The 25,783-nt window shown below is 70.1% G+C and carries 28 protein-coding genes and 1 pseudogene; 16 read left to right on the top strand and 13 right to left on the bottom strand.

What is annotated here, in order from left to right; genetic code table 11:
* Nucleotides 1-151 precede the first annotated feature (151 nt).
* The 3 genes and pseudogenes from FCN18_RS41035 to FCN18_RS37845 all read right to left on the bottom strand — a co-directional run.
* A pseudogene (locus tag FCN18_RS41035) lies at nucleotides 152-765 on the bottom strand (tyrosine-type recombinase/integrase); the annotation flags it as partial.
* A 191-nt stretch (nucleotides 766-956) separates the two neighbouring features.
* On the bottom strand, nucleotides 957-1,376 hold the full coding sequence (locus FCN18_RS37850; protein ID WP_137097481.1) for a type II toxin-antitoxin system VapC family toxin: 420 nt from the start codon (nucleotides 1,374-1,376) through the stop codon (nucleotides 957-959).
* A 6-nt stretch (nucleotides 1,377-1,382) separates the two neighbouring features.
* Nucleotides 1,383-1,589, bottom strand: a complete 207-nt coding sequence (locus FCN18_RS37845) for a hypothetical protein (protein ID WP_137097480.1) — start codon at nucleotides 1,587-1,589, stop codon at nucleotides 1,383-1,385.
* A 636-nt stretch (nucleotides 1,590-2,225) separates the two neighbouring features.
* Between FCN18_RS37845 and FCN18_RS37840 the strand changes: the two genes are divergently transcribed.
* Nucleotides 2,226-3,032, top strand: coding sequence for a class I SAM-dependent methyltransferase (locus FCN18_RS37840; RefSeq protein WP_137097479.1), 807 nt, complete (start codon nucleotides 2,226-2,228; stop codon nucleotides 3,030-3,032).
* Between the two features lie 259 nt (nucleotides 3,033-3,291).
* Here FCN18_RS37840 and map read toward each other — a convergent pair whose 3' ends face one another.
* Nucleotides 3,292-4,116, bottom strand: coding sequence for a type I methionyl aminopeptidase (gene map, locus FCN18_RS37835; RefSeq protein ID WP_137097478.1), 825 nt, complete (start codon nucleotides 4,114-4,116; stop codon nucleotides 3,292-3,294).
* Between the two features lie 87 nt (nucleotides 4,117-4,203).
* Between map and FCN18_RS37830 the strand changes: the two genes are divergently transcribed.
* The 6 genes from FCN18_RS37830 to FCN18_RS37815 are packed head-to-tail and all read left to right on the top strand — an operon-like array spanning nucleotide 4,204 to nucleotide 6,398.
* Nucleotides 4,204-4,473, top strand: a complete 270-nt coding sequence (locus FCN18_RS37830) for a helix-turn-helix domain-containing protein (RefSeq protein WP_112270753.1) — start codon at nucleotides 4,204-4,206, stop codon at nucleotides 4,471-4,473.
* A 55-nt stretch (nucleotides 4,474-4,528) separates the two neighbouring features.
* Nucleotides 4,529-4,858, top strand: coding sequence for a hypothetical protein (locus tag FCN18_RS40450; RefSeq protein ID WP_228714342.1), 330 nt, complete (start codon nucleotides 4,529-4,531; stop codon nucleotides 4,856-4,858).
* Nucleotides 4,855-5,475 carry a hypothetical protein gene (locus FCN18_RS37825; RefSeq protein WP_228714341.1) on the top strand — a complete coding sequence of 207 codons (621 nt, stop codon included), beginning with the start codon at nucleotides 4,855-4,857 and terminating at the stop codon, nucleotides 5,473-5,475. The genes FCN18_RS40450 and FCN18_RS37825 overlap by 4 nt, the downstream gene beginning before the upstream one ends.
* Nucleotides 5,476-5,503: 28 nt before the next feature.
* Entirely contained in the window at nucleotides 5,504-6,010 is a 507-nt protein-coding gene (locus FCN18_RS37820; protein ID WP_137097477.1) for a MarR family winged helix-turn-helix transcriptional regulator, read from the top strand.
* Nucleotides 6,007-6,174, top strand: a complete 168-nt coding sequence (locus FCN18_RS39940) for a hypothetical protein (protein WP_206078090.1) — start codon at nucleotides 6,007-6,009, stop codon at nucleotides 6,172-6,174. Before FCN18_RS37820 ends, FCN18_RS39940 begins: the two co-directional genes overlap by 4 nt.
* Nucleotides 6,171-6,398 (top strand): hypothetical protein, encoded by a 228-nt coding sequence (locus FCN18_RS37815; RefSeq protein WP_137097476.1) that lies wholly within the window; start codon nucleotides 6,171-6,173, stop codon nucleotides 6,396-6,398. The genes FCN18_RS39940 and FCN18_RS37815 overlap by 4 nt, the downstream gene beginning before the upstream one ends.
* 154 nt (nucleotides 6,399-6,552) lie before the next feature.
* On the opposite strand, the gene FCN18_RS37810 is transcribed toward FCN18_RS37815, so the two are convergent.
* From FCN18_RS37810 to FCN18_RS37800, 3 genes are read right to left on the bottom strand one after another with little or no spacing between them, the layout of a single operon-like run.
* Complete coding sequence (locus FCN18_RS37810; protein WP_158303275.1) at nucleotides 6,553-7,521, bottom strand: LysR family transcriptional regulator; 969 nt, start codon at nucleotides 7,519-7,521, stop codon at nucleotides 6,553-6,555.
* A 59-nt stretch (nucleotides 7,522-7,580) separates the two neighbouring features.
* The gene (locus FCN18_RS37805; protein WP_137097475.1) at nucleotides 7,581-7,979 is read right to left on the bottom strand and encodes an ATP-binding protein; all 399 of its coding nucleotides are present in this window, start codon (nucleotides 7,977-7,979) and stop codon (nucleotides 7,581-7,583) included.
* Nucleotides 7,972-8,352: an STAS domain-containing protein gene (locus tag FCN18_RS37800; RefSeq protein WP_112270767.1), complete on the bottom strand. Its 381-nt coding sequence runs from the start codon at nucleotides 8,350-8,352 to the stop codon at nucleotides 7,972-7,974. The genes FCN18_RS37805 and FCN18_RS37800 overlap by 8 nt, the downstream gene beginning before the upstream one ends.
* 152 nt (nucleotides 8,353-8,504) lie before the next feature.
* Here FCN18_RS37800 and FCN18_RS37795 point away from each other — a divergent pair, with 152 nt between their 5' ends.
* From FCN18_RS37795 to FCN18_RS37765, 7 genes are read left to right on the top strand one after another with little or no spacing between them, the layout of a single operon-like run.
* A complete protein-coding gene (locus tag FCN18_RS37795; protein WP_137097474.1) occupies nucleotides 8,505-9,362 on the top strand; it encodes an STAS domain-containing protein in 858 nt (285 codons plus the stop codon).
* 5 nt (nucleotides 9,363-9,367) lie between these two features.
* Entirely contained in the window at nucleotides 9,368-9,730 is a 363-nt protein-coding gene (locus FCN18_RS37790; RefSeq protein WP_110343125.1) for an STAS domain-containing protein, read from the top strand.
* A complete protein-coding gene (locus FCN18_RS37785; RefSeq protein ID WP_112270771.1) occupies nucleotides 9,727-10,155 on the top strand; it encodes an anti-sigma regulatory factor in 429 nt (142 codons plus the stop codon). Before FCN18_RS37790 ends, FCN18_RS37785 begins: the two co-directional genes overlap by 4 nt.
* Complete coding sequence (locus FCN18_RS37780; protein ID WP_113645015.1) at nucleotides 10,152-11,150, top strand: ATP-binding SpoIIE family protein phosphatase; 999 nt, start codon at nucleotides 10,152-10,154, stop codon at nucleotides 11,148-11,150. The genes FCN18_RS37785 and FCN18_RS37780 overlap by 4 nt, the downstream gene beginning before the upstream one ends.
* Entirely contained in the window at nucleotides 11,147-12,541 is a 1,395-nt protein-coding gene (locus FCN18_RS37775) for a PP2C family protein-serine/threonine phosphatase (RefSeq protein WP_137097473.1), read from the top strand. Before FCN18_RS37780 ends, FCN18_RS37775 begins: the two co-directional genes overlap by 4 nt.
* Before the next feature lie 47 nt (nucleotides 12,542-12,588).
* On the top strand, nucleotides 12,589-13,581 hold the full coding sequence (locus FCN18_RS37770; protein WP_137097472.1) for an ABC transporter substrate-binding protein: 993 nt from the start codon (nucleotides 12,589-12,591) through the stop codon (nucleotides 13,579-13,581).
* The gene (locus FCN18_RS37765; RefSeq protein ID WP_137097471.1) at nucleotides 13,581-14,903 is read left to right on the top strand and encodes an amidase family protein; all 1,323 of its coding nucleotides are present in this window, start codon (nucleotides 13,581-13,583) and stop codon (nucleotides 14,901-14,903) included. Before FCN18_RS37770 ends, FCN18_RS37765 begins: the two co-directional genes overlap by 1 nt.
* 579 nt (nucleotides 14,904-15,482) lie before the next feature.
* Here FCN18_RS37765 and FCN18_RS37760 read toward each other — a convergent pair.
* From FCN18_RS37760 to FCN18_RS37745, 4 genes are all read right to left on the bottom strand, one after another.
* Nucleotides 15,483-16,478 carry a coiled-coil domain-containing protein gene (locus FCN18_RS37760; RefSeq protein WP_228714340.1) on the bottom strand — a complete coding sequence of 332 codons (996 nt, stop codon included), beginning with the start codon at nucleotides 16,476-16,478 and terminating at the stop codon, nucleotides 15,483-15,485.
* 118 nt (nucleotides 16,479-16,596) lie between these two features.
* On the bottom strand, nucleotides 16,597-18,591 hold the full coding sequence (locus tag FCN18_RS37755) for an SDR family oxidoreductase (RefSeq protein WP_137097470.1): 1,995 nt from the start codon (nucleotides 18,589-18,591) through the stop codon (nucleotides 16,597-16,599).
* 12 nt (nucleotides 18,592-18,603) lie between these two features.
* Entirely contained in the window at nucleotides 18,604-19,341 is a 738-nt protein-coding gene (locus FCN18_RS37750; protein ID WP_137097469.1) for a class F sortase, read from the bottom strand.
* Nucleotides 19,341-20,747 (bottom strand): collagen binding domain-containing protein, encoded by a 1,407-nt coding sequence (locus FCN18_RS37745; protein ID WP_228714339.1) that lies wholly within the window; start codon nucleotides 20,745-20,747, stop codon nucleotides 19,341-19,343. Before FCN18_RS37745 ends, FCN18_RS37750 begins: the two co-directional genes overlap by 1 nt.
* Before the next feature lie 264 nt (nucleotides 20,748-21,011).
* On the opposite strand from FCN18_RS37745, the gene FCN18_RS37740 reads away from it, so the two are divergent.
* On the top strand, nucleotides 21,012-21,830 hold the full coding sequence (locus FCN18_RS37740) for a Bax inhibitor-1/YccA family protein (RefSeq protein ID WP_112270795.1): 819 nt from the start codon (nucleotides 21,012-21,014) through the stop codon (nucleotides 21,828-21,830).
* Nucleotides 21,831-21,970: 140 nt separating this feature from the next.
* The gene (locus FCN18_RS37735) at nucleotides 21,971-22,765 is read left to right on the top strand and encodes an LppU/SCO3897 family protein (protein ID WP_137097467.1); all 795 of its coding nucleotides are present in this window, start codon (nucleotides 21,971-21,973) and stop codon (nucleotides 22,763-22,765) included.
* Here the strand turns inward: FCN18_RS37735 and FCN18_RS37730 are convergent.
* On the bottom strand, nucleotides 22,762-23,982 hold the full coding sequence (locus FCN18_RS37730; RefSeq protein ID WP_137097466.1) for an acetyl-CoA C-acetyltransferase: 1,221 nt from the start codon (nucleotides 23,980-23,982) through the stop codon (nucleotides 22,762-22,764). The two genes, FCN18_RS37735 and FCN18_RS37730, sit on opposite strands and share 4 nt — an antisense overlap.
* A gap of 131 nt (nucleotides 23,983-24,113) precedes the next feature.
* Entirely contained in the window at nucleotides 24,114-25,706 is a 1,593-nt protein-coding gene (locus FCN18_RS37725) for a bifunctional metallophosphatase/5'-nucleotidase (RefSeq protein ID WP_228714338.1), read from the bottom strand.
* Nucleotides 25,707-25,783 lie beyond the last annotated feature (77 nt).

Below are 25,783 nucleotides of genomic sequence, written 5' to 3'. Positions count from 1 at the left end.
GCATCAGCAAGAGTCAGCGAGTGCCGTTCGGAAATCGATTCAGTGCGGGTTCGAGTCCCGTCGGGGGCACCACCTGCGCTGGCCGACGGCTTGTGGAAATGGGGCACCAGGATTGAGTGGCCCCATTTACGCCCCACAAACTTCTGAACCCTCACAGGGGCGTGTCCTCCAGTGCGGCGGCCTCAGCGGACGACACCGCGCTACGCTCTAGGTAAGCATCCTGCGTGATCGACGGCCGGGAGCGCCCGAGCTTCGTCCATGATCGTGGCCACTGTCTTTCGGAAGACGTGCGAGGTCACCCCGGCGAACCCCTCGCTACCCCGAGCCTCACGTAGTGCCTGACGCGTGTTCGACGGGTCCCGGAGGCCACCCAGCGTGTCCGGGAAGACCGGGCTATCGGCCGGCCGGTTCTCCGCGACAGTCCAGTTGATCAGGACCGTCGCCGCGTCGAGGTCAAACGTCTTCCCAGTACAGCGCGAGCGCTTCGCCGATCCGGACACCGGTCGCCAGCATGAAGCGGGTGAGGGCCGGAAGGTCCTTCCGAGCGGCGTTCGGATCGAGTTTGAGCTGGGCCAGCCATGCACGCCGTTCCTCGGGCGTCAGCGCGCGCACCTTCTTCTTGCTGCCGTCCTCGATGGGCTCGATTTCTCGGATGGGGTTCGCCGTGATCGCACCGTGGCGAGCGGCGTAACGCAGGATGCCGCTCACGGCAGCCCGCGCCGTTCGGGCATGCGCTGCGCTGGACTTGGCCTGCAACTCAGGAAAGATCACGCGCGAAGTTCCAGGGCTGTAGCGGTGCGGACGGCGACGCATCCAACGTTCAGCCAGGGACGAGCGCGTCCCCGCCCGTCAGTGGATCCTTCCGCTTTCGCCATGCAGGTAGCGATTCCGGCGAATAGGGCCAAGGGGCGCAGGTTCAAATCTGCCTTGCCGTGTCGCCCAGGCCCGGAAGGGGCTCAGGGAAGCAGCGTGAGGGCTTGCACGTGGTTGGGGCGGACCACGGTGAAGTGGCGTCGGTCGAGTGTGGCTACGTCGGCGACGTTTAAGCGCTCCGCGAGGGCGATGACGGAGGCGTCGCTGGTTCCTAGCGGCATGTCTGCGTAGCGTTCAACCAGCTCTGCCATGCGGTCGAAGTCGGCGGTCGTCAGCGCGACTACCTCGAAGTCCTCGTTGGCCAACGCCCGGAGGAAGTTCGCCTCGATCTGTGGGCCAGCCTTGACCGCCAGCAGGTAGCCGACCTCGGCGACGATCGGCGCGGGTAGCAGCATGCGGCGATTCGCCAGTCGGAGACCGGTAAATAGCTCGATGCACTGGTGATGATCGGGATCCTTGTAGAGCGCGGCGGCAACGAGGGGCGCTGTGTCGCAGATGATCACGCGACGTTACCGGCCGAATCCTTCACGAAGTAGCTCATCGGCCTGTTCGGCGATGCTGATGCCGTCGCCGGGTGCGCTGGAGAAGAAGGCGGGCGGCCAGGGGCGCTCGCTGGCTGGTCGCAGGTGTTTGCGCACGTCGGACAGCGCCTGCCGGACCTGTTCGTCCGGCAGTTCCTGGACTAGGCGCAACAGTTCGTCACGGTCGGCGCTCATGCCGACAGTGTACGGTGCAAGAGGCTGGTTCGAGCGCGCCCTGACGGCCATGTCTCCTCCCAAACAGCGAGCCAGCTCCAAGATCAACCGCCCCACTTACGCCCCGCAATCGACGGTAGATGACCACGGATTGCGGCGTACGGTGCTCGTTTGCATCCGTTATCCGACCAGCTCATGGCGGGTAACGTTCAGGGAGGTCAGCGACCTGGGACAGGGCATCCGAGACCATTTCCCGGTTCATCCCCGGAGTTCGAATTGCCCGCAGAGTCAAGGCGGCCCCGGCGGGCCTCCTGCTCCCGGCCGAGCCTGCGCGGGGCGTGCGGCTGGCGCCGGTCCCCGCGCGTCGGCCGGGCCGAGGCAGGCCGGGGAGCCGGTGAGCTGAACAAGAAGAAGCGCATGTCCTCGCCGGACGGGCAGGCTCCGGGATGGCCGGAAGTAGCCGCGGTGCGGTTGGCGGGATGACCACCGAGCTCACTGTGTGTGAGTCGTGAAAACGTCCAGTCCACTTTTCTGCCGCGGACCGGTGTGGTCGGGTGTTGGGGCGGCAGCGGTGGCAAGTTTCGTCCCGCTGGTCGAGCTTTCACGCTGTGAGCCGAACCGCTGTCGCAGTCAGGATCCGGTAAGCACACTTCGGCTATGGACTTGGGTTTTCGTGGTGACGTGGTCGACTTCTATCATCGGTTTCGGCGTGGTTATCCGCCGACCGTGATCGACTCGCTAGCGGGCACCCTCGGGTTGACGACCGACGACGTCGTGGTGGACCTCGGGTGCGGAACCGGCCAGCTGACCCTGCCGGTCGCCGAGCGGGTGCGGTCGGTGGTTGCCGTGGATCCCGAGCCGGACATGCTGCTACGCGCCCGGCGCGCCGCGCGTGATCGTGGAGTGGTCAACGTGAGCTGGATGCTCGGGACCGACACTGATATTCGCACGCTTGGAGCTCTGATCGGCGATCGACGCCTGGGTGCAGTGACCATTGGACAGGCGCTGCACTGGATGGACCATGAGGAGTTGTTCCGCGCGGCGGTTCCCTTCCTCCGGCCGGGTGGTGGGGTAGCTGTGGTAACCAACGGAACACCGTTGTGGCTGCAGAACACGGCCTGGTCTCGGGTTCTGCGTGGGTATCTGGAGGACTGGCTGGGCAGCAAACTGACCGGCACCTGTGGTACTGATGAAGCCAGCCAGCGGCAATATCGCGACAGCTTGACCGCGGCAGGTTACGACGTAACCGTCACTAGCGTCGACTACATCGACGAGCTCAGCGCCGACCAGATCGTCGGTGGCGTCTATTCAGCGTTACCTGTGAACCGCCTCCCCTCCCCGGAACAACGCCCACACTTCGCCGAGCGACTTTGCCACGTACTTGAGCCACATCTGCCGTTCACCGAAAGGATTCAGGTGACGATGCTGATTGGCCGGGTTCGGCGAGGCAAGCAGATTCCCTAGGATCGGAGACACGCCCTAGTCGCAACAGGTCTTGGGTGCGCAACTCTGCCGCGCCGATTCGAGCACGACCTCATCGGCGGAGGTCCCACACACTGGTCTTGGTGCTCTGGGCGTCGCGATCGCACTCCGATCGGTGAACCGACCGCTTCGCCCCGTCCGTCCACAATGGGCGGATCGGCTTCGGTAGCGCCTGCTACTGGGAGGTCGCCTCCCCGGGAGGGTCGGCTTCCGTGGAGGGTCCAAGACCGACTGCCTTCACCTAAGCGTCTCTTGTGGATGGACGACCGGCGGAATCGACCCTCGTCACGGGAACCTCCGATTCACGCCGGGTGAGTACCAAGGGCGCGTCCTCGGTGATGGCGATCGTGTGCTCGGAGTGGGCCGTGCGCGAGCCGTCGGCCGACCGGATGGTCCAGCCGTCGGCGTCATAGATGATCTGGTCGGTCGTGCGGGCAAACCAGGGCTCGAGCGCGAGGGTCAGACCCGGCCGGAGCTTCAGGCCGCGGCCTGCCCGGCCCTTGTTGGAGACGTGTAGTTCCTCGTGCATGGTGCGGCCGATGCCGTGACCACCGAACTCGGTGTTCACCGGATAGCCGTAGTCGCAGGCCACCGCCCAGATCGCCGCCGAGATGTCGCCAAGGCGGTTGCCCGGATGCGCCACCTTGATCGCCGCCTCCAACGCCTCCTCGGTGGCACGGACGATCCGAAGGTCCTCCTCGGCGGCAGTCCCGACGACGACCGTGCGCGCCGAGTCGGCCACCCAGCCATCGATGCTGACCGCGAGATCCGCGCTGAGCACGTCCCCGTCGCGCAGCGTGTAGTCGTGCGGCAGGCCGTGCAGGACGGCGTCGTTGACCGACAGGCAGATGACATTGCGGAACGGACCCTTGCCGAAGGACGGAGCGTAGTCCCAGTAGCACGATTCCGCCCCACGTCGTTTGATCATGCCGCGCACGTGGTGCTCCAGGTCCAGGAGGTTGACGCCAACGTCGGCGAGCCTGCCGACCTCGGAGAGCACCTCGGCGACGAAACGGCCCGCCACGTGCATGCGTTGGATCTCCGCAGGCGTCTTCAGTTCAATCACGAATACCTCGCGTCACAGAGTGTTGGTATTATTATACCGCCACCCTAACACTTGTCGGTATAGTAATACCAACTCTATTCTGGGGGCATGGTCCGCCAACCGCTCACACCCGAGCAGATCGAAGCAGGCAGGCGTCTCGGCGCACTGCTGCGCCACGCGCGAGCGGGACGCGACCTGGCGGAGGTCGCGCACGCGGCGGGCATCTCACCGGAAACCCTCCGCAAGATCGAGACCGGGCGGCTGCCCTCTCCCGGGTTCGGCACGATCATCTGCCTCGGCGAGGCGCTCAACCTGCCGGTGCAGGAGCTGGCAGCCACCTGGCGCGGTAGCGACCAACCGCTGGAAGCCGTCTTGTAGTCGCCGCTCCACGTAACGATTTCCCTCGACGGGTTCATCGCGGGCCCGGGACTCCATGGACTGGCTGGCCGAGACTCCCGCGCCGCGGATGGCGCTCGACATCGACGGCGCGAGGCGGAAGGGTAGGCGGAAGCGGCGGCTTCGCGCCTACTCGGTCGTCGCGGGGTGCGCCGCCGTGGTGCTCGCGGCCGGCCTGGCGATTCCCGCGGCGCTCGGTCCTGACGAGCAGGAGGCGACAGGGATGGTCGATCGGCAGCACAATCCGTTGGTTGCCAAGGCGTCGTTCGGCTGGTTGCCGGAGGTGATCACCGGCGTCGAGTACGGGGTGGGGGCGCACGGCGACTACGCGCTGGCGGAGTCGGGCAGGGGGAGTTCCCGGCGATGATCTGGCTCGCTGTCCACGACGAGGAGCCACCGCTCGACCGGCGAGGCGACCTGGGCGGCGACCCGGTCCGCATTCCCGTCAGGGTGGGCACGCAGGACGGCTACTGGGTCACCGTCGACCCAGGGGACCCGCTGAACGGCGGAGACACGTGGCTGCGCTGGCCGACCGGCGATGGGCGATGGGCGGAGATCTACGCCTACTACCTCGACTACCGCGACCCCCGGCAGGCATTGCTCAGGGTGGCCGCGGATGTGACGGTCGGGAACCGTGCGGTGCCGTTGCCGCTGCACATCAGTGCCCTGCCGGACAACTTCCGCCTCGGTGACGTCACGACGTCTTGCAGGCCCGAGCTGAACGACGGCCTTCCGTGGCAGGTCCAGCTGTTCTACACCGTCAACGGCGCCAACGTGGCCTTCCACGTGAAGCCCGAGGGCGGGGCGCCGCCCGGGTTCGGCAACCCCGTCTGCAAGACCGGGAACGAGCTGCAGGTGTGCGTCACGGTCGACCGGCCCGCGGCCGCCGACCTCGGCCCGATCGGCGGGGTACAGGGCCTGCTGGACCGCGTCACGTTGCTCGGTCTCGACGAGAGCGAGTGGACGGATCGGGTGATCGGATAGCTATATAAGCGCTGTTACAATCAGTGGCATGACGACCGCCGAGCACAGCGCGGGCGAAGGCGCGGACCCCACTGAGCGGAGCCAGTGGGATCCGCTGCGCCGGTTGCTGAACGCGATGGACGACGACATCGCCAAGCTCTACGACGAGCGCGGTGTCGTCGGGGTACGGCCGAGGTTCACGATGCCGCTGATCCGGCTGAGCCGGCGTGGGCCCATGACCATCCGCGAGCTGGCGAAGTCGCTGGGCGTCACGCATTCGGCCATGAGCCAGACCGTGAGCGCGATGCGCCGCGAGGGCCTGGTCACCAGCAGCCCCGGGGCCGACGCGCGCACCCGCGAGGTGACACTCACCGATCGCGCCCGCGAGCTGGTGCCCTTCCTGGAGGCCGAGTGGCGGGCCACCGAGGACGCGGTCGCGGAGCTGGAGGCGGAGCTGCCCTACGCGATGACCAGGGTCGTCCGGGATATCGAAGCCGCACTCGGGCGGCGGTCCTTCCACGACCGCATCGTGCGGCGGCTCGCCCACGGCGAGTGAGGCTCGCGACCTCCGCCCGCTGCGGCTCAGCCGCGTTCCGGAGGCGCTGGATCGGCGCCGGCCTGTCCACTGTGGGCGGTCAGCTCGCCCTCATCGCCGTACTCGCACAGGCGCGGGAGCTGACGGGCGGCTCGCGACGCCGGACTCCCGCCGGGGCCGGGTGAGCCCGCTGGAGCACGAGCGAGGTGCCGCCGCGCCGGACCTCGGCAACTTCCGTGGCGGGCTGGTGGCGGGTACGACGCCCGCGGCGTTCGCCACGGTGTCCGGCGGCGTCCTCGCGCTCGCGCTGGCCGACAAAACCGTTGCGGCGCTTCAGGATCCGGTCGAAGCGGCGTCACCGGGTGATCGGGGAGGCCGAAAGAAAAGCGGCTGCGGACCCGTGCGGTGACGGGCCGGCAGCCGCACCCCCAGTCGAGCGACTGCCGACCCGAGTCTGCAGGAGCGACACAACGCCGCGGTTGTTCCATCCAGCGGCGGATTGAGTCTGCCGGAGGCTTCGGCGGCCGATCAATGAGTGTTTACTAATAGAACGATTAGCCTAGCTAATGTTCGGTTTTCTGTTGGCGCTGCATCGCTTTCGCCGCCTCGGCCGCGGCCTGCGCGAACGCGCGGAAGGTGGCGTTCTCAGTGCTGGCCGCCCAGACCGGAACCAGCGCCATCGGCGGCAGGTCCGTGACCGGGATCAGCGTGAGACCACGGAACGGTATGTGCTCGAGCAGGGTCGCGACAGTGAGGTGCAGGCCATGCCCGCGGGCGACGAGCGTCAGCACGTCGTCGGCGGTCAGCTCGGCCCGGTTGGTCAGGCCGACGATGTCCTCGCCGGTGTGCCGCAGTGGCCGCCCTGACGGGGTCACGGGCGGGCTCCACAGCTCGCGCTGCTGCACCGGGGCCGACTTGGACGGGTTGATCAGCACGTGGTCGGCGAGGTCGTCGAGGGTGACGCTGCTGCGCTTCGCCAGCGGATGATCGTCAGGCGCGAGCACCGCCCTCGGCACCTGTTCGAGCACGGGACCGACCACGAGCCTCGGCGTTTCCAGCGCGCGGCCGTCACCGCCTGGCGACCAGCACAGCGCGATGTCCGTCTCGCCCGCCAGCAGTGCGGGCTCGGGGTCGAGGCTGTGCCGCAGGTGCAGGGTGTGCAGGTAGACGTGACATTCGGGGTGCCGCTGCTCGAAGGCGCCGACGATACGGGTGACCACGTCGTTGCCCATGCTGGGCAGGTAACCGACGCGCAGCTGGCTGGTGATGTTGCGGGCCGCGGCCCGGCAGTCCCGCAGGGCGCGGTGCAACTCCTCGTAACCTCGTTGCGCGCCGACCCGGAACCGGGCGCCCAGCGGGGTGAGGCTCACCTGCCGGTTGGTGCGCTCGAACAGCGCCCCGCCGATCTCGTTCTCCAGCGCGCGGATGGTCTGGCTGACGCGGCCCTGCGTCAGACGCAACCGGGTGGCGGCACGGCCGAAGTGCAGTTCCTCGGCCAATGCCAGGAACACCTCGACCTCGCGAAGCTCCACGCCGACCCACTCCCCGGATGACTCACCCTGACCAGGCACTACTACCAGATTGGACGACGTCAGGGGCGGAGTTCGGCCCACACGATCTTGCCCTCGTCCGTCGGCCGCACACCCCACTCGTCCGCCATCGCGGAGACCAGCAGCATCCCGCGGCCGTGCGGCTGCCGCGGTGAGGGACTGCGCACCACCGGTCGCTCGGGTGCGCGGTCGGCGACTTCCACCCGCACGCGGCCTGCCCCGGCGAGCACACGCAACGAGCTGGCGGAGCGCGCGTGGAGGACGGCGTTGGTGACGAGCTCCGTGACGATCAGCAGCACGCTTTCGCGCACCGCCCGGTCGATTGGCCCGAGTGCGCGCTCGGTGGCGTGCCTGGCCTCGGAAGCCGCGTTCGGATCGGCACGAAGCCGCAGGTCCAGCAGCAATGTGTCAGGTGGTCGTCGCCCCGTCCGCTCAGTCATCGGGCTCGGCGTCGGGGCCGATCGCCTGCTCGATCTCGAAGAGCGGAACGAGGCCGGCGATCTGCAGCACCCGGTGGGCGTAGCGGTCGACGTTGACCAGCCTGACCGTCCCGCCGCGCTCGGTCACCTTCGAATGGGCGCGCACCAGCGCACTGATGCACGCCGAGTCGAAGAACGAAAGGCGGGCGAAGTCCACCACGAGCCTGCCCGCCCCGGCCGAGAAGAGCGACTCGAGAGCGGCATCGAGTTGAGGCGCGACGCCGTGGTCGATCTCACCGCTGAGCGCGATGTGACCCTCGCCGTCACTGACGAGCTCGGCATGCACCACCGTCGGGTTCGCGGTGGCGCCGTTTCCCTCGCTGCCGTTGGTCATCGTCAGATCACTCCTGGTCGAGCGCGCTTCGCTGGCGCCTGGGTTTGTACCTCCCCTGGAGGTGGGTCATGCTGTGCCCTAAGTTTGCCAGGAGGTAAGCGAATCCTCAGCACAACGAGAAGTGGCTCAAGGCGCGATGGAGGACGTGGGGCATGACCGCCGGTACCGGCCAGAACATCCGTGACAGGGTGGCCCAGTTCCTGAAGGAAAACCGGTCCGACATCGAACGCGCGTGGGCCACGACGCCCGTGTTCACCGCCCGGCGCCCCGCCGATGCCGCCGAGGAATGTGCTGAACTGCTCACGGGGCTCAGGCACGTGATCGAGACCGGCGGCGAAGAGGACCCCTCCGCAGGCGGTCTCGCGACCGTGCGCCCCGTGCTCGCCTCGCTCGCCGCCCGTTCCGCGGGCGGTCCCTCCGGAAGCGACCGCCCCGACGTCACCGTGCTGAAGGGCCCGCTGCTGCGGTTGTGGCGCGAACAGGATCTGCCCGAGGACATCGTGCACAGCGGCGACCTGGTGCTGTCCAACGTGCTCAACACGCTGCGCATCGCGTTGCTGGAGATCGAGCTTTCGGCGGGCACGGAGACCATCCTCGCGCAGCGGGCGCAGCTCACCGAGCTGTCGACCCCCGTGATCAAGCTGTGGGACGGCATCCTCGCCATCCCGCTCATCGGCACCCTCGACAGCACGCGTGGCCAGATCGCGACCGAGAGCCTGCTCGAGCAGATCGTCGCGCAGCAGGCGCGGGTGGCGATCCTCGACATCACCGGCGTCACGGCGGTGGACACGCTCGTCGCGCAGCACCTGCTCAAGACCGCGGTGGCGGCGCGGCTGATGGGCGCGGAGTGCATCATCAGCGGAATTCGCCCGCAGATCGCACAGACGATGGTCCAGCTCGGCATCGACCTCGGTGAGGTGGCGACCCGGGCGACGCTCGCCGACGCCTTCGGGCAGGCGCTGCGCGTCATCGGGCTCACCGTGTGCCCCGACGAGCGCGGTGCGGGGTAGCGGCCATGAGCGCGACTTCCGTCGTCGAGTTGCAGGACGTGCTGCTCGTGACCATCCAGGGTGAGCTGACCGACGAGGACGCGATGGCGTTGCAGGAGGAGCTCACCACCAACGTCGCGAGGAGCAGCGCCAGGGGCGTGCTCATCGACGTGTCCGGACTCGACCTCGTCGACTCCTTTCTCGCCAGGACCCTGCACGACATCGCGGGAGCGAGCGCGCTGCTCGCCGCGGAGACGGTGGTCGTGGGGATGCGGCCAGAGGTGGCGATCACACTCGTGGAGCTGGGACTGACCCTGCCCGGCCTCGGCACGGCCCTGACGGTGGCGGACGGGTTGGACAGGCTGAACGGCTCCGCGAGGCGACGATGACGAGCGTCCTCACCGTCCAGGAGGTGCGGATCAACGAGGAGATCGACATCGTTCACGTTCGCCAGGCCGTCCGGGAGGTGGCCGTCTCGATCGGCTTCTCCCTCGTCGAGCAGACCAAGCTCGTGACGGCGGCGAGCGAGCTCGCGCGCAACACGCGGGTCCACGGCCACGGTGGCGAGGCCAAGATCGATCTGGAGAAGGCCGACGACGGCACCACCACGCTGCGGCTCGTGTTCACCGACAACGGTCCCGGCATCGCGGACGTCGAACTCGCGCTCACCGACGGGTACAGCAGCGCGGGTGGGCTCGGCCTCGGGCTCAGCGGTGCGCGCAGGCTCGCCGACGAGTTCGACCTGCGCACGGCGCCGGGGGAGGGCACAACGGTCTCGGTGGGGTTCCGGGCCCGTAAGCCGGCCCGAGGATGAGCGGCCTCGTCCTGCCGGTCGCCGAGCCGGCGCACGTGGGACAGGCACGCTCGCTCGCGACCACGGCGGCGCGCGACGAGGAACTGCCGGCCGCGACCGTCGACCGGATCGCCATCGCCGCGTCCGAGCTGGCGACCAACCTGCTCAAGTACGCGCAGGACGGACTGTTCGCGATCACCCACGGCCCGCTGGGCCTCGACCTGATCGCCACCGACCGGGGCCCCGGGCTGCGCAGTGTGGACGAGAGCATGCGGGACGGGTTCTCCACCACCGGCTCGATGGGTACGGGGCTCGGCGCGGTGCGGCGGCTCGCCGACGAGTTCGACGTCTACTCGCGCCTCGGCGCGGGCACCGCCGTGCTGGCGCGCTGGCTGATCGGCGCGCCCCGCTGGCGCGGCGTGCGCGTGGGGAGTGTGCTCTTCGCCGCACCCGGTGAGTCGGTCAGCGGCGACGGCTGGACCGCGGTGGACGCCGACGGGCTCGTGACGATCGCCCTCACCGACGGGCTCGGCCACGGGCCGGCCGCAGCCGCGGCCAGCGCGGCGGCGATCGGTCATGTCACGGCCGACCCGGCCGCCTCGCTGCCCGTGCTGCTCGCCGCGATGGACGAGGACCCCGCCGCGGCACGCGGCTCCACCGTCGCGCTCGTGCAACTCGATCTCGCACGCGGCACACTGTCCTTCTCCGGGGTCGGCAATGTCACCGCGCGCCTGTTCGGGCCGGGTGAGACCCGGGAGACACTGGTCTCTGTTCCGGGCATAGTGGGAAGGAGGCAGCGGCGGGGACGGCGGGCGAATCCGCTGGTCCGACCGTGGTCCGCCGACAGCTGGCTGATCATGCACACCGACGGAGTGTCCGAACGATGGAACGCCGCCGAATGGCCCGGCCTCCTCGGCCACGATCCCGCCACGGTGGCGGGCTGGCTGCTGGGGCAGCACATCCGGCGGCGCGACGACGCCTGCGTGCTGGCCATCGCGGGAGGTGAGGCTTCGTGACCGCGGACCCTCGCCTCACCAACGAGCTCAAGGCCGAGGTGGAGCGCGTGCTCAGCGCGCGCAACCTGCCGCCCCGCGCCTGGGAGACGATCACGGCCGAGCTCGCCGCCATCGAACCGGGCAGCCCCATCGGTGACGTGCTCGAGGCGCTCACCGCCGTCATCCGCGAGCAGCGGGGCGAGCTGAGCTGGCACCAGTCGGAGCTCGAGCAGACCAACGCGGGCCTGCTCGCCCTGCACGCAGAGATCGACCGGCAACGCCAGCGGACCGCGTTCCTCGACGACGTCAGCCGCGCGTCGGCGACCTCGCTGGACAGCGTGGAGATGCTGGACGAGGTCGCGTCGCTCGTCCGCAGCAACGGCCTGGCCGATCGCACCCGAGTGTGGACGGCGGCGGGCGACGGCCTCGCCTGTCCCGCCGACCCGCACCGCAAACCCGACGTGACCACCCGAAGGGCCCTCGTCTCGCACAAACCCGTCCAGGACGGCGACCACCGCGTCAGCGTGCCGCTCACCGCGGGCCCGCACGTGCTCGGCATCTTCGACCTGCACCGCGAGTCCGCCCCGTTCGTCCACGACGACATCACGCTCGCCAAGGCCGTCGCGAACCGCGCCGCCGTGGGCCTGCGCAACGCCAACGAGTACGAGCGTGAGCACGAGCTCGCCGAACGGCTCCAGCGCGCGATGCTGCCCGCACTCGCCTCCTACGACGAGCTCGACATCGTCGCTCGGTACCGCTCCGCCACGCGTGGCGTGCACGTCGGCGGCGACTGGTACGACGCGTTCCACCGGCCGGACGGCAAGGTGGTGCTCACGGTCGGCGACGTCACCGGGCACGGGCTCGACGCCGCGGTGGTGATGGGCAAGCTGCAGAACGTGCTGAGGGCCTACGCGATCGAGGGCCACGGTCCCGCGGCGTCCCTGCGGCTCGTGCACGACCTGCTTCGCGGAGAGCCGGGCACGTTGTTCGCGACCGCCGTCGTGGCCGAGGTTGAGCTCGGCACCGGCGTCATGCGGTGGGCGAGCGCGGGCCATCCGCCGCCGCTGGTGCAGGCGCCGACCGGCGAGGTGGAGTTCCTCGACGTCGACCACGGGCCGATGCTCGGGATCAACATCCCGTACGACATCCCCGAGCACGAGCGCGCGCTGTCGCCCGGCTCGTCGGTGGTGCTCTACACCGACGGGCTCATCGAGCGACGCTCCAGCGACATCGACGCGGGCATGGAGCGGCTCGCGGGCGCGTTCACCACGTGCGAGGCGGCGCGGCTGGAGGAGCGGACCGAGCACGTGCTGAAGGTGATGCTCGGTGGCAGCGACCACGACGACGACGTGTGCCTGCTGCTGTGCCGGTGGGCGGGTCCGGAACGTTCCGGCGAAACCGCGTCGGCATAGCTCACACTTGCTTCCCGCTGAGCTTAGGCTTGGCTAAGTTGACCGGCATGGTTTCCACTCTCTCCCGCCGGAGCCTGCTCGGCGGCGCCGCGGCGGTAGCGGCCTCCGGCCTGCTCGCCGCCTGTGGCCGTGGCGGCTCCGCCGCGTCCGGCTCCGGCGCCTGGTCCTTCACCGACGACACCGGCGCCACGGTGGAACTCGACGCCAGGCCCACCACGATCGCCGGGTTGAACGACGCCATCGCGTCGCTGTGGAACTACGGCATCACGCCGGTGGGCTCGTTCGGTCAGACCGGCCTCGCCGACGACGTCAACTTCAAGGGCAAGGACCTCTCCAAGGTCACCGAGCTCGGCACCACCCACGGCGAGATCAATCTGGAGAAGCTCGCCAACCTGGCCCCCGACCTGATCCTGACCCACGCCTACCCCGTGGACTCGTCGGGCAAGCTCGACCCGTCGAAGCCGCTGTTCGGCTTCAAAGACCTCCAGCAGCAGAAGCTCGTCGGCGAGATCGCTCCGATCGTCGCACTGGCCATGAAGGGCTCGGCGGCGGCCGTCGTGGACCGCACCGTCGAGTTCGCGAAGTCGATCGGCGTCACCGACCAGAAGCTGAAGGGACCACGCGAGGACTACGAGGCCGCCCGCACGCGGCTGGAGAACGCCGCGAAGTCGGGGCTCTCGGTCATGGCCGTCGCCGCCTACCAGGGCGACGGCATCTACATCGCCAAGGCGAAGGACGACCCCGCCCTGCGCAGCTACACCGAGCTCGGGGTGAAGTATCCCGACCCCGGCGGCTCCGAGTATTTCTGGCAGCAGGTGAGCTGGGAGAACATCGCCGACCACCCCGTCGACGTGGTGCTGTACTCGCTGCGCGCGATGAGCGGCGAGGACATGCTGAAGCAACCGACGTTCGCCGCGACGCCCGCGGCAAAGGCCGGGCAGGTGTTCCCGTGGGAGTTCAGCTCGATGGACTACGTCGCGCAGGCCCGCACGCTCGACAACCTGGCCGAGAACCTGGAGAGCTCGCGTAAGGTCACCTGATGGTGACTTCTGGCGCCGTGGACATCGCCGCGGCAGTGCGAGCGAGCAAGCTGGACCCCGTGCGCCCCACCGAGGACGCGCTGAGCCGGATCAAGGCCTCCGACGGCGCCGTCGGCGCCTTCCGCAGTGTCCGTGCCGCCGAGGCGCTCGCCGAGGCCAAGGCCCTGCGGGACCGCCCCGACCTGCGCGAGCTGCCGCTGGCGGGGGTTCCCGTGGCGGTCAAGGACGTCGTGAGCGTCGAGGGCGAGAGCGTCGAATGGGGTTCGCGCGCCACCGACCACGCCCCGGCGAGCGCCGACCACGAGGTCGTCGCCCGGCTGCGGGCGGCCGGTGCCGTGATCGTGGGCCTCACGCGCGTGCCCGAGCTGTGTATCTGGCCCATGACCGACACCCCGGAGGGGATCGCCCGCAACCCGCGACAACCGTCCTATGTGGCCGGTGGGTCGTCGGGAGGCAGCGCGGCCGCGGTGGCGGCGGGGCTGGTGCCGCTCGCGCACGGCACCGACGGCCTCGGCTCGATCCGGCTCCCGTCCGCGATGTGCGGCCTGGTCGGCATAAAGCCGGGCAGGGGCGTGGTGGCCGAGTCCAGCGACCCGCAGTGGTTCGGGATGTCCGCACACGGCGCGATCGCCACGACCGCGGCCGACGCCGCTCTGCTGCTCGGCGTGCTCGCCGAACGCCCCGGCCTGCGTACGCCGCGCGACCCGGGCAGGCTGCGCGTCGCCGTGTCGACGCAGGTGCCGCTCACGCACGCCCCGGTGCCGGGCCCGATGCGGGAGGCCGTGCGGCGTGCGGGGGCGCGCCTCGGGGCGGCCGGGCACCGGGTGGTCGCCGCGACGCCCGCCTACGGAGCCGCGGCGCTGGGCCTGCTCACACGCTGGTTCGCGGGCCCCGCCGAGCAGGCGGACGACCTCGGCGTCGACTCGGCCTTGCTGCAGCGCCGTACCCGTACGCACGTGCGGATCGGCAACGCCGTGCGCAGGGCCGGGCTCGTCCGCGAGGACAGCGCGCGGGAGTGGACGCGGCGCGCGGAGGCGTTCTTCGCCGACCACGACGTGCTGGTCACGCCCACCCTCGCGGCGAGGCCGCCGAAGGCGCGACGCTGGCACGAACGGTCGTGCCTGGCCAACGCGGCGCCGTCGATCCGGCTCGCCGGCTTCGCGGGGCTGTGGAACCTGGCCGGCTTCCCCGCCATGTCGGTACCCGCGGGGCAGTTCGCCGACGGTCTGCCGATCGGCGTGCAGCTGGTGGCCGCCCCGGGCGGCGAGGCGACCCTCCTGGGCCTGGCGGCGCAACTGGAGGAGACCAACCGACTGCAGTGAAGGCCACCTTCACTGCGCCCACCCGTCTCCCGCCGCCACCCAAGCGGAGGCGCTTCGCGCCGCTGTGCCTGGTCGACGCAGGCAAGGTGGCCTTCACTGCGGGGGCCGGGTTGGGGTGGTTGGAGGGGGTCGCCCGGTTGCAGTGAGGGCCACCTTCACTGCGCCCACCCGTCTCCCGCCGCCACCCAAGCGGAGGCGCTTCGCGCCGCTGTGCCTGGTCGACGCAGGCAAGGTGGCCTTCACAGCGGGGAGCGGGTTGGGGTGGTTGGAGGGGGCGGCCCGGTTGCAGTGAGGGCCACCTTCACTGCGTTGGGCGCAGGCAGGGTGGCCTTCACTGCAGGGGCCGGGTTGGGGTGGTTGGAGGGGGTCGCCCGGTTGCAGTGAGGGCCACCTTCACTGCGTTGGGCGCAGGCAAGGTGGCCTTCACTGCAGGGAGCGGGTTGGGGTGGTTGGAGGGGGTCGCCCGGTTGCAGTGAGGGCCACCTTCACTGCGTTGGGCGCAGGCAAGGTGGCCTTCACTGCGGGGCCAGCTGCAGGGGCCGCTTGAAGGGGCCGCCCGGCTGCGGGTGAGGGCGCGCCTCAGGGCCTGGGCTTGGTGGCGTAGGCCGAGTAGGTCGTCTGGCGGTCGCCGCTGGGCGTGGGCCGCGGCTTGTCCCGCTTGCCGTCCTTCGGCGGCACATCGGCCAGCTCGCTGTCCTCGTCGTGCACCGGCACGAGCGCCGACTCACCGCGCTGGAGCACCTCGTCGGCCTCCCGGAGCCGCGCGCGGGCCTCCTCGCGGATCTTGGTGAGCCGCTCGACGGTCTCGTTGGCCTCCGTGGTGCGCCGGTCGGCCTCGGAGGTGGCCTCCTCGAGCAGGCGCTTGGCCTTCGCCGTCGCCTCGTCGACGAGGCGCTTGGCCTCGGCCGTCGCCTCCGCGATTCGCCGCTCCGCCGCGTTCTTGCTCGCCGTTTTCTGGTCGGCGATGTGCTTCTCCAGAGCCGTCCGCTCCGCGCTCATTTTCGCGTCGAACTCGCGCTCGATGTTGCGCCGCTTGCGCTCGGCCTCGGCGTCGAGCTGCTCGCGCCGCCTCGCCGCCTTGGTGGTCAGCGCCTCGACCTCGGCCTTGGTGGCGGCCAGCGCCTCCTCGTGCTCCTCCTGCAGCGCCTTCGCGTGGCTGTCGAGCGTCTCCACGAGCTTCATGTAGCGCTCGTGCAGCTTGTTCGCGACGTCGCTGCTCTCCGCCCAGTTCTTCTCCGCGGCCGCCTCCGCGCGGGCGACGATCTCCTCGGCGCGCGTGTTGGCGAGCTGGACCGTGCGCTGCATGCGCTCGTCGAGATCCTCGACCCGCTCCGGTGGCTTCTTCAGCTCCTCCACGCGGTTCTGGAGCCTGCCCAGCTCCCGCCGGGCGTTCTCCAGCTCGCGGGAGACGGTGCTCGACTGCGCCATCGCCGAGTCGCGTTCGGCGAGTACCCGCCGCAGCTGCGCTTCGACATGGTCGACGTACTGCAGCACCTGAGTGCGGTCGAACCCGTGCCACGCCTGGGTGAAGTCGCGCCGGAGCGGCAGCAGGCGGTTGTCGTGCTCGGAAGCCATGCCCCGACCGTACCCGCGCACGGGGTGTCGTCGGCATCAGGCAGGCCGAGAAGGGGTGTGGTGTCTGTCCACCTGAGAGTTCGTGGTATCCGCGCGGGCAGCGGTTACCGAGGGTGTGTCACCAGTGGAATCCGCGCGTGAGCTTGACGAGCGCGCCCGCCGCCCTCGACAGGTGGCGATCACCCTTGCCGATGTTCAGCTTTCCAGTGCCGCCGGCGGCAGTGGAGTCGGGGAACACGCGGTAGCCCTCGTACGCGACGGCGTTCACCAGGTTCGGCGCCACGGCGTACGCGGCCTGGATCAGGTAACCCTCGGGGGAGCCGATGTGCTTCGGTCGCTCCTTCAGCGCCCGCACGACCATTCTCGCCGCCTGCTCGGGGGATTTCGTCGGGAACGCGTCGTAGATCTTCGTCGGGCGGATCATCGGCGTGCGCACGAGCGGCATGTGGATGGTCGTGAACGTGATGCCGTCACCGTGCGTCTCGGTCGCCACGATCTTGCTGAAGTAGTCGAGCGCGGCCTTCGAGGCGACGTACGCGGAGAACCGCGGCGCGATGCCCTGTACCCCGATCGACGAGACGTTGACGATGTGCCCGAACTTCCGTTCGGCCATGTGCGGCAGCAGGGCGAGGATCAGCCGCACGGCGCCGAAGTAGTTGATGGCCATCGCGCGCTCGAAGTCGTGGAAGCGGTCGTAGGAAAGCCTCACGGAGCGGCGGATCGACCGGCCGGCGTTGTTCACCAGCATGTCCACTCGCCCGTGGTCGGCGAGCATCGCCTCGACGGCCTTGTTCACCGACTCCTCGTCGGTCAGGTCGGCCGGGTACACCGACGCCTGCCCGCCCGCGGCGACGATCTCGTCGCGCAGCTCCTCCAGCTCGGGCCTGCGCCGGGCGACGAGCAGCGGGACCCCGCCCTCGGCCGCCACCTGGAGCGCGGTCGCCCGCCCGATACCCGACGACGCACCGGTTATCACGATCCGGCGGCCGTCCAGCTCGCCGCGGGGGCCGTGTTTGCGCGCGCGGAACGGGTCGAGGTGCTCGCGCCAGTACCGCCACAGCGCGGGCGCGTAGCTCTGCAGCGGGGGAACGTCCACACCGGACCCGGCCAGCTCCCTGCGAGTGGCGGCCGACGAGAACACGGACGGGAAGGTGAGGTTTTCCAGCAGCACCGGCGGGATGCCGAGGCGTCCGAGCACGGCGTTGCGCGCGATCGTCACGCCCGGCACGTGCTCGGAGAGCCTCACCAGGCCGACCACACCGCGGGAGATCCGCTCGTCGAGCTCGACGTTGACCGTGGGCGCGCCGGCCGCGCGGGCGAAGGCGTTGTAGACCGACACCACCGGCTGCGGCTCGGGGTTGACGAGGTGGAAGGCGCGACCGTCGAGGCCGTCCTTGGCGACGAGTTCCAGCAGCGCCCTGGCGACGTAGTCCACCGGCACGATGTTGGTGTCGCCGATGTCGGGGCCCACCACCGGCAGGTTCGGCAGCGACGTCAGCCGGTTGATGGCGCTGAACAGGTAGTACGGGCCGTCGATCTTGTCCATCTCGCCGGTCTCGGTATGCCCGACGACGATCGCGGGCCGGTAGACGCGCCACGGCACGTCGTGTTGTTCGCGCACGAGCCGTTCCGCCTCGAACTTCGTGCGGTGGTACGGCGTGAGCAGGCGCTGGCCCACGTCGAACATGTCTTCGGTGAACACGCCGGCATAGTCACCGGCGACTGCGACGGAGGAGACGTGGTGCAGGCATCCGGCGCGCAGGTCGGCGGCGAGCTCGATGACGTGCCGGGTGCCGTCGACGTTGGCCCTGACGCTGGCGTCGTCGTCGGCGGTGAGGTCGTACAGCGCGGCCAGGTGCACGAGGTGGCTGACGTTGCCGCGCAGCCGGTCGCGCTCGCCCTCCCCGACACCGAGCCCCTCGGCGGCGAGGTCGCCGGTGACCAGCGACACCTTCTCCGGATGCGGCCACTGCTGCACGAGGTCGGCGAGGCGCTCCCGCGAGGTCTCGCGCACGAGCAACGTGACGTGCTCGGTGTCGTCCCTGCCGAGCAGCAGCCGCGTGAAGTGACGCCCGATCAATCCCGTCGCGCCGGTCACCAGATACGTCGCCATTGGCGCATTGTGTCAGGCGGGTTCCGCGATGACGACCCGGTTCTCGGCATATCCGGTGTTTCCGCCGAGCCAGCGTCCACCGCAGGTGACCAGCACGATCCGGTGCCCGCCGCTCTGGCTGAACAGCTCCGTGGCGCGGGCGGGCAGCTCGTCCTTGTGCAGCGTGACGATCTGGGCGACGCGGTAGCGCCACACCTTTCCTCCGGTGTCGCTGACGGTCACCTCGTCGCCGACGCCGATCTCCCACAGCTCGGAGAACGGGCCCGTCCGCCCGTTCCAGTTGACGTGTCCCGCGAATACGCTCGCGCCGCTCGGCGCGTCGAGTCCGGCGCCCCACCAGGTGGCCTCGTCCAGGTCGTCCGGCACGGGCAGCACCGCGTCGGGGCCGACCTCCCTGCGCACGAGCTCGGCCGTGCCGCCCTGGGGCAGCTGGATGGTGCCGGGACGCTGGCCGCTCGCGACCGGACGGTCCTGTGTGGGCGGTGGCGGGGGTTCCGGCCTCGGGGCAGGAGGCGGCGCCGGTTCGGGCTCCGGGGCCGCCGTGGTGGGCTCCGGCGTCGCCGTGGTGGTCTCCGGTGCCGCCTGCTCACGAGCTTGCGGCACGGCGACCGGTTGCGGGCTGCCCGCCACCGCGACCGTCGGCGGCAGCAGCACCACGCCGACCACGGCCAGCTCGGCGGCGAGCACCGTGCCCGCTCCCAGCAGGTAGGCCTTGGCCCACCTGCCCCTGCCGCGTTTCGAGTTCGTCATCAGTCCCGGGTGAACCGCCTTCTGGCGACAAGGCCGACGAGCCCGGACACCATGACCGCGAGCACGCCCATCCCGGCGAGCGCGCCAACCGGGGTGCTCGTGGTGGTGGCGCTCTGGGCGACCGTCGTCGGTTGCTCACCGGCGGGGATGGTGCGGGGTATCTGGTCGGCGACGTTCTCGATCGTCAGGACGAGCGTCTCGCCTGGTTGCACCGTGCCGCACGCCGATGGCGGGTCGGCGGGGTCGAACGCGTCGTCGTAGCCGCTCGGCGGGCTCACCTCGATCACGCAGATCTCCTGCGGCGTGCGCAGGTTCTCCACCGTCACCAGGCCGTCCTCGCCCTCGGTGGTGACGACGGCGGGCTTGCCGTCCTCGCCGACGAGCGGCTGGTCGTCCTGCCCGAGCGCGGGTGAGGTCTTGTCTGCGGCCGTGATCCGTAGCGGGACGCCTGCGATGCCCTTGTCCGTTGCGGCGTCGACCTTCGCGACCCGCACGACGCCGGGCGGCGTGACGGCCTGCGTGGTGGCCTCGGCGGTCAGCTCCTGCTCGCCGCCGGTGGAGACCACGCGCTGGGTGTCGGTGGTGACCGGGTCCTGCACGTACGGCCGCTCGGCCGGGGCCGAGAGCGCGCCGGCGACCTTCGGGTTCTCGCCGGTGGGCACCACCTGCAGCGTGGCGGTGCCGTCCTCGCCGGTGGTGACGGTCTGCTCGCCGTCGACCTCGGCGTCGGCGAGGGTCAGCGCCACCGGCACCCCTGGGACGCCCTTGCCGGCCGCGTTGGTGACGCTGATCGTCCACTCGCCGGGCGTGCCGATGGTCTGCGCCTCCTCCGGCGCGGTGACCGCGGCCGTCCACGGGCCCCGGTTGGCCTCGGCGTCGGCGCGCAGGCGCTCCACGGCCTGCTGCGCGCTCGCGGGGAGCTTGCCGTACTGCAGGTCGATGTCGTAGCCGATCTCGGTGAACGGCTTGTCCGGGTCGAGGTCGGCGGGCGAGCGCGGCGCCGCGGTCCACGAGTGCAGCAGGTGCGCGAGCGCGGCGGCCTCGTCGGCGCTCCGCGTGTCGCCGTAGCGCAGCAGCAGGTAGGAGATGTTGGCCGCGACCTCGGGGGAGAGCTTCTCGCCCCACTTCGTCAGCAGCTCGTCGCCTGGCCGGTACACCTCGCCGCTGTCGGGCGCCTTCAGCGCGAACGACACGCAGAACACCTGCTTGCCGCCGACCCGGTAGGAGCCGACCCAGTCGTAGGCGCGGTCGCGGCCGCCCCAGGACTGCCCAGGCGTGGTCCGGTGGCCCGCGCCCTCCTCGACGGCCGCCGACGCGGCCGGCGCCACGACGACCAGTGACAACGCGGCCAGCGCGCACGCGATCAACAGGCGCACGACGGTAGCCCGGCGTGTCGTCGAACCCACCAGTTCCCCCTTTGTGTGATCCATCCCGACACGCCTTCGGGCAAGATCGGGACACTGCTGGTGAGAATGTCCCGAAACGGGTGAGCAGGGCAATCGGCCGAGCGGTGGACGTCGCCGGACGGTAAAAGGCACAGAACATTTACGGTGTGTGCACGCGGCACGATCTCGATTGTGGGTAAAGTCGCCTTTACTGACCTACGGGAACCGGCCGGCGCACGCGGTCGTTAAGCCCAATGCAAGTGCCAGGAGATCCAGGAGGATCAGGTGCGAACCTCAAGCAACCCGGCGTTCCGAAACCTGCCGACGAGCACCGCGGCAGCTGGACCGTACGCCGGCTTCAACCAGCCGCAGGGCGGTGTGCCCGGTTACGGCACGCCGCAGGCCCCTGCGGGGTCCGCCGACCGCCCGATGACCGTCGACGACGTGGTGATGAAGACCGGCGCGAGCCTGGGGGTCACCCTGCTCGTCGGCATCGTCACCGCGATCTGGGCGCAGGGCCAGGCCGCTGCCGACGCGATGGGCCCGATCATGGGCGCCATGATCGGCGGCATGCTGGTCGGCCTCGTGCTGTCGCTGATCATCATCTTCAAGCAGATCGCCAGCGCCCCCATGACGCTCGCCTACTCGGCGGCCGAGGGCGTGTTCCTCGGTGCGATCACCGGCGTCTTCGAGCTCATGTTCCCTGGCATCGCCCTGCAGGCGGTTCTGGGCACCGCGGCCGTGTTCGTGGTGATGCTGGTGGTCTACAAGACCGGCGCCGTCAAGGTCACGCCGAAGCTCACCAAGTGGATCATCGGCGCGCTGGGCGGCGTGCTCGTGCTCATGCTCGCCAACCTGGTGCTCGGGCTGTTCGGCGTGAACATGGGCCTCCGTGACGGCGGCACACTCGCGATCATCTTCAGCCTCGTCTGCATCGGCATCGCGGCGTTCAGCTTCCTGCTGGACTTCGACATGGCCGACAGGGCGATCCGCGAGGGCGTTCCCGCCAAGTTCGCGTGGTACGTCGCCTTCGGTCTGATGACCACGCTCGTGTGGCTGTACCTCGAGATCCTGCGGCTGCTCTCGTACCTGCAGAGCGAATAGCGCGGACTCGGCTCCTGGACGAAGGGGCGCCCGGCCGGATCGGCCGGGCGCCCCTCGTTTTTGTCACCTGATCGTGGCCGTGGTGATCACGCCGTGTTAGATGGATCCGTCCAGTTCACGTGTCCGCAGTGAGGTGCCCGGTGACGGTTCCGCCCTACCCTGGCCAGCCGGATCCGGGCAGGCCCAACCCCTACGCCCCGCCGCCCCAGGGGCGGCCCCCGGCGTACGGCCAGCCACCGCAGTATCCGCAGCAACCGGGCCAGCCGTACCCGCGGCAGCCCGGTCAGCCGCCGCAGTATCCGCAGCAGCCCGGGTACGGGCAGTACCCGCCGCCGGGCCAGCCGGGGTACGGCCAGCAGCCGGGGGCCTACGGCAGCACGCCGCTCCCACCCGCCCCGTTCGGCGAACCGCCACCCCCGCGGAAGAGGCGCGGGCTCTGGCTCCGCATCGGCGTGCCCGCCGCCGTGCTGGTGCTGCTCGGGCTCGGCGCGTTGGTCCGGAACCTTCCGCTGGGCGGCTGGACCGCCGAGGAAGGCGAATGCCTCAGCGTTCCCGAGTTCTCCACGACGGCGCAGGAGGACCCGGAGAAGGTCGACTGCGGTGATCCGTCGGCCAATGTCAAGGTGGCCGTGCGGCTGAGCGACGGCGGGGAGAGCTGCCCGCAGGGCGACTACGACTACCTCGCCACCGAGGACACCAAGCTCTGCCTCATGCTCAACGCGAAGAACGGCGAGTGCTGGGCCAACGTGACCTCGAGCACGAAGGGCTACGCGCGGGTGCCCTGCACGGACCCGTCCGCCGAGATACAGGTCGTCAAGGTCGTCGAGGGACAGACGGACCCGGCGAAGGCGTGCTCGGGCACCGAGGCGGCCACGGGAGCGGTCTACACGCGACCGCCCACCGTGGTCTGCCTGGCACAGCCCAAGACCGTCTAGTTCAGCCGCTCGAGCACCATCGCCATGCCCTGGCCGCCGCCGACGCACATCGTCTCGAGGCCGAACTGCTTGTCGTGGTGCTGCAGTGAGTTGATCAACGTCGACGTGATCCGAGCACCGGTCATCCCGAAGGGGTGGCCGACCGCGATCGCGCCGCCGTTCACGTTCAGCCGCTCGATGTCGATGCCGAGGTCGCGGTAGGACGGGATCACCTGAGCGGCGAACGCCTCGTTGATCTCGACGAGGTCGATGTCGCCGATGCTCAGCCCCGCCCTCGCGAGCGCCTGCCTGGAGGCCTCGACCGGGCCGTAGCCCATGATCTCCGGCGACAGCCCGGAGACGCCCGTGGACACGATGCGGGCCAGCGGCGTGACACCAAGCTCCTTCGCCTTCGTGTCGCTCATGATCACCACCGCGGCGGCGCCGTCGTTGAGCGGGCAGCAGTTGCCCGCGGTGACGCGGCCGTCCGGCCGGAACACCGGCTTGAGGCCGGCCACGCCCTCCAGCGTCACGCCGGGACGCGGCCCGTCGTCCTTCGCCACGACCGTGCCGTCCGGCAGTGTCACCGGCGTGATGTCCTTGGCCCAGAAGCCGTCGGCGATGGCCTTCTCGGCGAGGTTCTGCGAGCGCACGCCGAACTCGTCCATCTCCTCGCGCGTGACGCCCTTGAGCCGCGCCAGGTTCTCGGCGGTCTGGCCCATCGCGATGTAGACGTCCGGGACGTCGCCGTTCTCGCGCGGATCGGACCAGGTGTCGGAACCCTGCTCGGCGACCTTCGCGGTGCGCGCCTCGGCGTCGGCGAAGAGCGGGTTGTGCGTGTCGGGCCACGAGTCGGAGCTGCCCTTCGCGAAGCGCGACACGGTCTCCACGCCCGCGGAGATGAACACGTCGCCCTCGCCTGCCTTGATGGCGTGCAGCGCCATGCGCGTGGTCTGCAGGCTCGACGAGCAGTAGCGGGTGATGGTGCAGCCGGGGAGGTGGTCGTAGCCGAGCTGCACGGCCACGACGCGGCCCATGTTGAACCCGGACTCACCGCCGGGCAGGCCGCAGCCGAGCATCAGGTCGTCGATGTCGGCGGGGTCGAGCTGCGGGACCTTGTCCAGCGCGGCCCGCACCATCTGCGTGGCGAGGTCGTCGGGCCGCAGGTCCACCAGCGAACCCTTGCCGGCCCTGCCGATGGGCGAGCGGGCGACAGAGACGATCACGGCTTCGGGCATGGTGCGTACTCCTTTGCACGACGACGACTAAGCGGGCGCTCAGCTCACTTCCTCATCCTGCATCCTGACAGCGGGGAAGGCCACCCTGACTGCGTGCTTGAACACACAGCGGGTGGCCTTCACCGCGTGAGCTACAGAGCGACGATCCGGCCCGTGCCGCCCACCGGATACTGCGCCGAGGTGACCGCGCCGCCGAGGCCGTCGGTCAGGTAGGCCTGCAGCGCCTGCTGGTACGTCATACCGACCGGCGTGAACGGCAGACCCTCGAACGAGTAGCCGTCGCCGCCGCGGGCGGAGAAGTCGTTCGTGGCGATCGAGACGGGCGGACCGTCCACCACCACGCCGTCCCGCACGATCACCGTGCCGTCCTCCAGCACGACGTCGCGCACCCGGTCGCCTGGCGTGACGATCGTGTTGGTGCCCTCCCGCACCACCTGCGCCGTGCGCGTGACGTCGTAGGTGAACGACACCCCGGACACCTGCATGAACTGGCCAGCGGCGCCCGGTGCCGCGGCGACACCGCGCTCGAGGAGCTGGCGGAACACCGCCCGCGGCACGTCGGGCACCACGGCCACGAAGTTCGCGAACGGCGCTACCTCGTAGGTGTTCAGCGCCGTGATGTCCCCGGCGGGCAACCTCGAGTCGTTGCGGATGCCGCCGCCGTTCTGGATGCCCACCTGCGGGGGCGTCACGCCGTACTCCGCTGCGCGCTGCTGACCGGCCCAGCGCAGGCTGTCGGCCACGAGGTTCCCGAGGTTGGTCTCCCGCGAGCGCACGTCGTTGCGGACGCCGTTGAGCGGCACCTCGGTGTTGGCCACCACCGTCTCGGCCAGTGACTCCACGTGCTCCGCGACCGGCTTCTCCACCTCGGCGCGCACGCGCGGGTCGCCCGCCACCGCGTCGGGGCCGACGCCGGACACGCGCACCGGGCCGCTCTGCTGCTCGTCGACGCCGACGACCTCGCCGCGCCGGTTGAAGTTGAGCACCAGCCTGCCGATGTACTTGTAGTCGCCCGTCGTGGTCACCACGGGCACCGACCGGCCGGTCTTGTCGTTCGCGTACAGCGGGAAGCCCCGCTCGGCGACGTCACCGGGGATCAGCCGGTCCTCGGGCCCCGCGAGGATCTCGCCGCCGCCCGCGCCCACCACCGCGTCGACGCCCGACAGCTGCGGCACGAGGGCCAGCTCGTTGTCGATGTCCTGCAGGTGGCTCACGAGAATGACCTTGTCGATGCCCCGCCTGGCGAAGTCGGCGGCGAGGCCGTTCGTGATCCCGGCGAGGTCACCGCTCACCTCGACGTCGCGGGGGCTGGAGATCGCGGGCAGCTCCGGCGTGGTCAGCCCGATCACGCCGATGCGCTGGCCCGAGGAGCGAAGGACCTTGCTGCGCACGATCGTCCCGTCCTGCGCGTACGCGTCGAGCGCGGGCTCGCCGGAGACGTCCAGGTTGGCGCTGACGAAGTCGAGTGAACCGCCGAAGCTCTCGATGAACTGGCCGAACACGTCGGGCCCGAAGTCGAACTCGTGGTTGCCGATCGCGCTGACGTCGTAGCCGATGCCGTCCACCGCGAGCGCGTCGTAGAACGGCACGCCGTTCTCGAGGCTCGCCGAGAACTCGGGTCCGGCGAGGAAGTTGTCGCCGCCGGAGAGGGTCACCTCGCCCCGCCGCGGCGCCTGGCCAGGCTTCGGCTTGCCCGTGGTGGCCTCCTTGCGGAGGTCGTCCATGACCGCCGTTATCTCGACTTCGATTTCCGAATCTTGCCGTTGACCTGGTATTTCGTGTCGTGGACAGGTGTCTTTGA

Origin of the sequence: Prauserella endophytica, assembly GCF_005146945.1 — a bacterium.
Classification (GTDB): Bacteria; Actinomycetota; Actinomycetes; order Mycobacteriales; family Pseudonocardiaceae; genus Prauserella_A; species Prauserella_A endophytica.
This window is presented reverse-complemented; position numbering and strand designations above follow the sequence as displayed.